Origin of the sequence: Paraburkholderia sp. LEh10 (assembly GCF_017814945.1) — a bacterium.
Taxonomy (GTDB): Bacteria; Pseudomonadota; Gammaproteobacteria; order Burkholderiales; family Burkholderiaceae; genus Paraburkholderia.
Genome location: NZ_JAGIPX010000139.1, coordinates 1 through 7422, shown reverse-complemented (window position 1 = coordinate 7422; position 7422 = coordinate 1). Strand labels below are relative to the sequence as shown.

The window sequence follows — 7422 nt, the reverse complement described above, 5'->3', positions numbered from 1 at the left end:
CGTCTCATTGATTTCACTTGGCGATACATACGTCGTCAGGTCGGCGTCGCCGACTGTGTTTTGAACATCTTCCCTAGAACACGATCGAAACGATATATCGCTACCCATTTCACCCAAATACAAGAAGTCTTAATTTCGCCGTTTAAACATTGAATAAGAGCCAGGCCATTAGAATGTAGGAAATTTCGCTGAATTCCATTAGATAAATCAACATTGAGATATCAGGCTCAAAGATTTCCGGTGATTATTCGCGGCGGTATTGTTATCTTGCGCGGGACGGTCGTGCGCGAACCATTAGCTCACAATGCCGCGTACGACTTCAACGACGACATATTGCTCACCGGCGCACGCTACTTTGCAGAGATAGCGCGACTCGCTCTCCCGTTTTCGTGACTGACATCCGCTTCGAGTCCCCGCTCGCGGTCCAAATGGCCGAAGGGCGTTCTGCCTGATGACATCTGCGCGGGCGCCAGACAGCGGGACGTCAAATCCAGCGGATACAACGATCCGATACTGTAGAGGTATTAAATCGGACGCCGATAGTATTGGACGCTGCAAAGGGGCGCCGTGTATAAAACCACCGTACCTGCTTGCTTGATCGATACACGCGGCCATCGGCGCAGGCGCTGCGATCACTGCCGCGATCTTTACCAGGCCGTGACGCGCACGCCGATCCGGATGAACGCCAGCTTGCTGCTGTGGCTGAAGGCGTGCCGTGCCTCATTCCCGGCTGTATTGGCGCGACCGTGCTTTCGATGTTCGCGATGCCGCCGATGTTCGGCTTTGCGGCGCGCGCGCTCCTGCGATGGAAATTTTCTCGCCAGGTCAGTCGCAAGTTGCATTCATCCGCAGTGACGGCCTTGTCATGCCGGTGTCCGGCCGCTCGTGTGCGCGACGCCAAACCGCCCTTTTAAGGTTATCGAAATGAACACTCCCTGCATCATTACCGTCGCCATCACGGGTTCTGTGCCCCGCAAAAAGGACAATCCGGCAGTACCCATCTCGGTGGCCGAACAGATCGAAAGCACGCATCAAGCGTTCGAGGCTGGCGCCACGCTGGTCCACCTTCACGTGCGCGACGAGAATGAGAACTCGAGCTCCGATCACACGCGCTTCGCGCAGCTTCAGGAAGGGATTCGCAAGCACTGTCCGGGCATGATCATCCAGTTCTCGACAGGCGGCCGCGGCCGCTCGTTCGAGCAACGCGGCTCGATGCTCGACCTGCGTCCGGACATGGCGTCGCTCGCGACGGGTTCCGTCAACTTTCCGACAACCGTTTATGAAAACCCGCCCGACTTCGTCCGCTCGCTTGCGTCGATGATGCTTCAGCATCACGTGAAGCCGGAGATCGAGATTTTCGATTTGGCGATGCTGTACAGCACGGTCGATCTCGTACAGCAGGGGTTGCTTAAGCCTCCCGTGCATGTGCAATTCGTGTTGGGCGTGAAGAACGCGTTGCCCGCGCGACGTGAAATTCTCGAGTTCGAGGTAAAGCAGCTTGCCGCATTGCTGCCGGACGCGACCTGGACGGCTGCCGGCATCGGCCGGCATCAGCTAGAGGTCAATCACTGGACGCTGGAAATGGGCGGCCATGCCCGTACCGGTCTCGAAGACAACGTGCGCTGGGACAAGGACACGCTCGCGGCGAGCAACGCACAACTGGTGGAACGGGTCGTGGCGCTATGCGGCGAATATGGGCGCCCGGTCGCGACGGCCGCGCAGGCGCGAGAGCTGCTGAGCCTGCCTCAGGCCTGAACGCACGACGCGCAGGTGACGGGCGCCATCCGCCACATGTGTCGGGCGCAGACCCGATGCCGGGCTGGACGGCGTGGGTGGCACCGAATACCATCGTGCCCTGTCTGCCGTTGTTTCCGCATGCGTCGATGCAGGTGACCGCACTCGCGCATCATCCGTCCTCCATTCGCTGAAACTACGAACGGATTCCATGAGTCGAGAGTCGATGGGTACTTTGGTGTCCACCGCCCCGAAAGGGAGCTGGTCGGTATCGGCAGTTACGGCTGGACTGCTCGCAGTCGTCATTTCGTACGCCGGACCGCTTGCCATATTCTTTCAGGCGACGCGCACCGCCCATGTCGGCAATGACGTTGTCGCATCCTGGATCTGGTCGATTTCGATCGGCGCCGCAGTGTCCGGAATCGCGCTGAGCTGGTGGCTGAAGCAGCCCATCATTACGGCCTGGTCCGCTCCCGGGACCGCATTGCTTGTTACGCTCTTTCCGGGCATGCCTGTGAGCGACGCAATAGGCGCCTATATCGTCGCGGGCGCCTGCATTTTCGTGCTTGGCATGTCCGGGTTGTTCGACCAGGTAGTGAAGCGGATTCCACGTGGGATTGCCTCTGGGATGATGGCAGGCATTCTCTTTCCGTTCGGCACCAGCGTATTCAAGTCGGTTGCAGTCAGCCCCTGGCTCGCTCTGGGAATGCTGGCGAGCTACATGATTTTCCGTCGTTGGGCTGCGCGCTACTGCCTGATCCTCGTCCTGGTCTTCGGCTGCGCGCTCGCTATGGCATTGGGCCTGACGCATCTGCAATCTGTCAGTCTTCACGTCACCCGCCCCATGTTCATCATGCCAACCTGGACCTGGCAGTCGACAGTGAGCCTGGCGGTCCCGCTGGTTATCGTGAGCTTGACGGGCCAATTCCTGCCTGGCTTCGCAATCTTGCGGGTATCCGGATATCAGACGCCGAGCCGCCCGGTTCTCGTGGGGACCAGCCTGGTGTCGATTCTGGTGGCGTTCACGGGTGGCATCACGATTGTCATCGCAGCAATCACCGCGGCCTTGTGTACAGGTCCTGACGCGCATCGTGACCCGGAGCGCCGCTACGTTGCAGGTATCGCGAATGGGCTCTTCTACCTCATAGGAGGCACCTTCGCGGGGACGGTCGTCATGCTGTTTGCGGCCTTTCCCAATGCCTTCGTTGCAGTGCTCGCGGGCCTTGCCCTGCTCGGTGCAATTGCGACGAACATTGCCGGACTGGTGCAAGACGAGGACCATCGCGAAGCGTCGTTGATCACATTCATCGCCACTGCTTCCAACATGAGCTTTCTGGGTCTCGGTGCGGCGTTCTGGGGCATCGTTCTTGGCTTGTTGGCTCATCTGGTTCTCGGAACAACTGGTCAAAGGCGTTGACGAACGGCTTTGTTGACGCAGCGAAAAGCGATTGGGCGCGACAATGCAAAGCAACAAACTGCGGCGCGCTTCGACATACTTGCCAAACTGGCGAATGACTCAGCATGTCACGTGATAAACAACTTACGTTCACGACGGAGAGGGAGGTCGATGTGGCCAAGCAATCTCGTCAATGGGGCATCAGCGCCTCGAACCGGCACGCTCTGCGCAACGCGGATGCAGAAATCTCCAACCTCGAAAAAGTCCTGACGCCAGATGGGACGCACTCGGTGCTTGATCGGACCTACTGGCGACGTCGTCTCTATGAAATCCACAAGTTGCCGGGGCTGCGACTTACCCAACGCATCAAGCTGGAAGCACTGCTCAGTATCCTTGAGGGACACGAGAAGCGGTAAAAGCGGCACGCGATGTCGTCGGAGAATGATCGGACCGTGGTAGCCCAGTCGTGGCGACAGGCGCGCCGGGCGGCCGGAAAAGATAGCAGCACGCTAGCCATGCGCGGCAATCCTATCCGCGCCAGCTTGCGAATGCTGATGCTTGACCTCAAGCGTTGATTCCTATATTGCACGTACCTGTGGACTCCGCATGACGCGCTCCACTTCGCTACGCGAATAACCTGGATCGACTAGACGACGCCGAATGTGCCACGAGATCGCCGGAAGCACCCATCACACATTCCGCAAACGGGGCTTACCGATCGCTCCCGCCCGCCAGTCGTTCTGCGTTTATGCCGTCAGGTTCGCGGTGATCGTCTGCGGTGCCATCCAGCCAGCAGGTGCTATCGATCTGACGAGTTCCCAGACCGGCTACGTGTTGACATCAGGCAGTAATCCCTATGTGGTCGTGCCGGGCGCAATCATCGATACGCGTTCGGCAGGCGTCACCGCGATCGACAGCGTAGCGAGTTCAGGATGGACGTTGACCAATAACGGCACCGTCGCGGGCGGATCCTGGGCACTCCAGTTCAGCCAGCACGCCACCGTGGTCAACAATGGCCAGTTCATCAGTCCCGTCACCACGGCAATGGCACTGTTCGGCGGCGCCGACGTCACCAATGCCATCGGCGCGGTCATCGCCGGCAAGCTGGACGGCGTCTTCGTGCGGGGCTCGACCAGCACGGTCGTCAACGCGGGCGATATCGCGGGAGACGTCGCGGGCCTCGCGAACACGCAGTCCGCCATCCACATGCCCGATGGCGGCGCCATCACGAATCTCGCGACGGGCCGCATTGCGGGCTCCGCATCGGCCATTCTTGCTGCGCCCGCGACGACGGTCATGAACGCCGGCGTCATCGCATCCGGAAGCAAGGCCGCGATCGACCTGACGACGGGCACCAGCAGCACGGGCGGTCTCGTCGTCAATAGCGGCACGATTACGGGCGGCGATAGCGGAACAGCGATCCTGTTCGGTCCGCACGACGATACGTTGCTGATCACGGGCACATCGGCGATCTCGGGGATCGTGAACGGCGGCGCGCACGACGCAGGCGGCGTCAACACGCTGATTCTCGGTGGCGCGACTGCCGGCGCCTTCGACCTGTCTGCGATTGGTCCGAATGCGCAATACCGCAACTTCGATACGTTGATGAAGCAGGACCTCGGCAACTGGACGCTGACAGGTGCAAACAGCGTGAATGAGGCATGGCAGATTGCGGGAGGCAGTCTGACCGTTGACGGGCAGTTGACGGGCGGCATAACCGCCGTCCCCCAGGCCACGGGTGTCGATGTCAAGATTGCTAGCGGCGGCGCCGTGCATGCACAAACAGGAAGCGCGATCTCGATCGGAGCAGCAAGCCGGATCGTCAACGACGGCACCATCGACGGCCATGATAAGGACACCCCCACGCTCGCCGTGCAAGGCAGCGGCAGCAGCATCGTCAACACGGGCACCATCAGCGCCGATGGTGCGGGTGCGCCGGCCATCAGCCTTGGTGCGGCGAATGGAAGTGCGAGCCTTGTCGTCAACCAGGCGGGCGCCACGGTCTCCAGCGAACAGGGCGTCGCCGTGCTTGCCGGTTCTGATGCCGTAATCCTGAACGCTGGCAACTTGACAGGCCGCGACGCCTCCGTCCGCTTCACGGGTTCGAACGATGTGCTCACACTCTTTGGCGGCAGCAATGTGACGGGCGACCTCGACGGCGGCAGTGGACCCGGCAATGCGCTCGTGCTGCAGGGCACGGGAAGTCTCGCAAGCCGTCTGTACGGGTTCGCGTCGCTTGCCATGCGCGGCACTGACTGGACCCTGGCAGGCGACGCATCCGTCGGCGCGGCAACGGTGGAAACGGGCACGCTGCGCGTAAACGGGACGCTGGGCAGTTCGGCCACCACGGTGGCGCCGGGTGCGGCGATCGCAGGAACGGGAACCGTCAGCGGCGCACTCGTCGTGCAAGGCACGATCGCGCCGGGCAATGCCGTCGCCGCGCCGTCGGGAACGGCCGTATCCGCACTGCCGCCGCTCGCGGCCGGTACGTTGCACGTCGCCGGTACCTTTGCGCAGGCTGCCGGAAGCCGCTACGTGATCGAGGTGCTGCCCACGGGCAACGATCTCGTCGATGTCACAGGCCAGGCGACACTACAGGGCGGGACAGTATTTGCGCGTCTGCGCACGGCAACGTTCAGCCACATCGATACCTACACGATCGTCTCGGCGTCGGCTGGTCTCAGCGGTACATACGCCGGAGTCTCGACGCTTAACCCATTCGTGCAGCCATCGCTTGCGTACGATGCCAATCATGCGTATCTCGTCGTGCAACGGGATTTCCGGCATGCGGGCGGCACACCGAACGAGGTTGCCGTGGAAGGCGCGCTGGATCGCGGTATCGCGGCAATCGGATCGGGCATGCCACCCAGCCGCGATTTCCTGAGTGTCGCGGCCGATCTCGTCAATATCGAAGGTCCCGCCGCGTATGCCGCACTCGACCAGTTGGGCGCCGAGTCCTATGCGGCACTGCTCAACGCGCACGTCGTCGCGTCTCGCCAGACGACGGATGCCATTCAGGCGCGCCTTGCCGACGCGCGCGGCGGCTCATGCACGAAACCCGCCCAGGCCGCGCAGATGCCGGCTGATGGCGACACACACATCTGCTCGTGGGCAGCGCTGCTCGGCAATACTGGCCGGAACGGCGGATATGACACATGGCTCACGCAGCAGATCGATCTGGCGGGTGCGATCGCTGGCATCGATTATCGTGTCGCGGGGCCGGTTACCGTCGGCGCGGCGCTCAGCTACGTCCACGGCAATACGTCAACCGACACGCTGCCCGTGCATGGACAGTTCGACAGCTATCAGGTCGCACTGTACGGCAGCTATGTGCCGGGACGCTATTGGCTTCAGGGCGCGCTGGGCTATGCGCGCAACGACGACGAGATGAAGCGGGACATCACATTCACCAGTCCCTCGCGAACCGCCCAGCGAAAGATGGATGGAAACCAATATTTCGCGTCGCTGCAGACGGGCGTCGACCTCGATGCCGGAGCCGTTGGTGTGCTGTCGCCGTTTGCGGGTTTCGAAGCGCAGTACGTCGATTTGCCGGGAACCACCGAGACGGGCGCCGGCTCCGTGAATCTGGCGGTGCAGTCCGCGTCGGGCAGCGCCGTGCGGTCTCTGCTCGGCGCGCAATGGCATCGCGCGATCGACTGGCTGGGGCATCAATGGCGCGTGGACGCCACGGCAGCGTGGGCGCATGAGTACGGTGCGCTAACGCGGGCGATGGGCGCGAGCTTCGCCGGCGCGCCTAACACCGGCTTTACCGTCCACGGCAGCGGCCTGGCACGTGATGCCGCGCAGATCGAACTGGGCACGCGTGTCTCGCTTGGTCGCAGCGCACACCTGTTAGTGCGCTACGATGGCGAGTTCGGTGGCGGGAGCACCTCGCACGCGGGCAGCGCGGGCCTCGATTATCGCTGGTAGATTCACTTCCTCAAAAACGTCATCTGGTTCTGATCGACTGCTGCCTTGTAGCGCGAGCCGTGCGCTCCTTGACATCAAAATATGGAACGGGATTGACTGCGCGAAGAACCGACGGTACTTTTACCCGAGGAGTGTCACAGCCCCTGCGCCGCCTCACAGTTCATATTGATTCCGTGCCGGCTGTGGCGCTATTCGGCACAGATACCCGGACCAAAGCCATGCGTATCTACTTCCAGAGCGCGTCTATCCCGACGCGTGCCGCCAATCGGCTCAAATACCGTCTTTCGCTAAGGAAGATGTTCAAAACACAGTCGGCGACGCCGACCTGACGACGTATGTATCGCCAAGTGAAATCAATGAGA

At 61.5% G+C, this 7422-nt stretch carries 4 protein-coding genes; all 4 read left to right on the top strand.

The genetic code is table 11. From position 1 onward, the window contains the following. The first annotated feature begins 924 nt into the window (after positions 1–924). The 4 genes from J8I87_RS42785 (at position 925) to J8I87_RS42770 (ending at position 7060) form a co-directional block, all read left to right on the top strand. The gene (locus J8I87_RS42785; protein ID WP_209938625.1) at positions 925–1755 is read left to right on the top strand and encodes a 3-keto-5-aminohexanoate cleavage protein; all 831 of its coding nucleotides are present in this window, start codon (positions 925–927) and stop codon (positions 1753–1755) included. Positions 1756–1960: 205 nt separating this feature from the next. Further along, a complete protein-coding gene (locus tag J8I87_RS42780; protein ID WP_209938624.1) occupies positions 1961–3151 on the top strand; it encodes a benzoate/H(+) symporter BenE family transporter in 1191 nt (396 codons plus the stop codon). Between the two features lie 152 nt (positions 3152–3303). Further along, a complete protein-coding gene (locus J8I87_RS42775) occupies positions 3304–3546 on the top strand; it encodes a hypothetical protein (RefSeq protein ID WP_313068249.1) in 243 nt (80 codons plus the stop codon). Positions 3547–3961: 415 nt separating this feature from the next. After that, positions 3962–7060, top strand: a complete 3099-nt coding sequence (locus J8I87_RS42770; RefSeq protein WP_209938621.1) for an autotransporter domain-containing protein — start codon at positions 3962–3964, stop codon at positions 7058–7060. Positions 7061–7422 lie beyond the last annotated feature (362 nt).